The 1354-nt window shown below is 65.6% G+C and carries 1 protein-coding gene; it reads right to left on the bottom strand.

All coding sequences use genetic code 11. The annotated features are described in order from the left end of the window. The coding region (locus ACESMN_RS10505; RefSeq protein WP_373053551.1) for a multiheme c-type cytochrome at window positions 1-1340 on the bottom strand (1340 nt) is incomplete at its 3' end. Between the last annotated feature and the right edge of the window lie 14 nt (window positions 1341-1354).

The following is a 1354-nucleotide window of genomic DNA, read 5'->3' as shown; positions in this document are numbered from 1 at the left end:
AGGCCATAGCGGGCGTTGGCGCCCGGCCAGTCGGAAAGGACACCCAGACGCCCCGGGTTGACAGCTCCTTCATGGCAGAGGCTGCAGTTGGATGCGCCTGCGGGGTTCATGAAGCCGTCCACATTGCCGTCACCGCCACCGAAGTCGCCGGCGTGGCAGGAATGGCAGCGGGCCGCCATGTTCTGCGGAAACAGCACCTCGCCATCGTCGACGGAAACGAGACCGACGCCGTGGAGGTCGTGCATGAAGTACATGAAGTCCACCGACTGCGGCTCCTGGCCTCGAATGGCCGCCACATTTCTGCTCTGGTGCGAGCCGGCGTTGTGGCAGGTGATGCAGGCCTGGACATCCCCGTCCATGATGTAACCGCCGCCGTGCGCATCGATGGTGCCGTGGCAGTCCAGGCATCCGGTCCCGCGTCGGTCCTCCCTTGCTACGTCAAAGGTGGCGTCGACGGTGTTGCGCCGCGGTTCCGCCAGCTCCACCTCGCCGCTGCCCAGGATGATGGGCTGGACCAGGCTGGTGATCTGCCGGATGTCACCATTGTCGGAGACCCTGCGGTGGATCGCGACGAAGCCGCGCCGACCCTCTTCGGCCGCAGCGAGGTCCGCGTAGGGAAGACCCTGGCCCGCCTCGTCATCGGTCAAGCGAGGGAAGGTGGTGATCGCGGTGAGGCCATCGCCCGAAACGACGGTGTTGGCATCGTCACCCGTGGTGGCGACGTTCAGTGCCACCGGGCGGCCGTTGTCGTCGTTTTCCCGGTCACGGAAGGAACTCTTCTCGCCGGACCCTTCGTTGGTCCAGTCGTCCCTGTAGCCCCAGCCGATGTGCAGGCGGGGACCGCCGTCGATGGAGATGCCGTTGGCCAGGTTATAGGGATTGCCCTCGCCATCGAGGACCTGCCACTGCACCACCGGGGTTCCTTCATACACCGCGTCTTCGACGCTGACCAGCGAGAATGCGAACTCCTCACGCTGGATGCGCAGCTCCTCCAGACGCGCGGTCACGCCGTGATAGGCGTCGGGCGTCTGCTGGTAACCGGCAACCACCGAGCCGTCATGGCATTGAGCGCAATTGCCGGCGCGACCCCCTTCGGCCTCGTGGAAGCCTACGGCGACCGGGACACCGCCAGTTCCGTGACAGGTGGCGCAGGCCGTGGCGGCGTCGAGGTTGCCGGCTGCGAGATCCCACCCGTCGCCAAACCCGACTCCCGGTTCCCCCGTATGACAGGAGGAGCAGTTGCTGTTTCCGGCGAGAGTGAAGTCCGGATAGTTGACGTCTTCGTACGGACGGCCATCGGCCGCGTAGCCTTCGATGCCCGTGTGGATCTTGTGGATCATGGTATTGGCGCTGA

The sequence above is a fragment of the Thioalkalivibrio sp. genome (assembly GCF_041690275.1).
In the GTDB taxonomy this organism is placed as follows: domain Bacteria; phylum Pseudomonadota; class Gammaproteobacteria; order Ectothiorhodospirales; family Ectothiorhodospiraceae; genus Thioalkalivibrio.
This window is presented reverse-complemented; position numbering and strand designations above follow the sequence as displayed.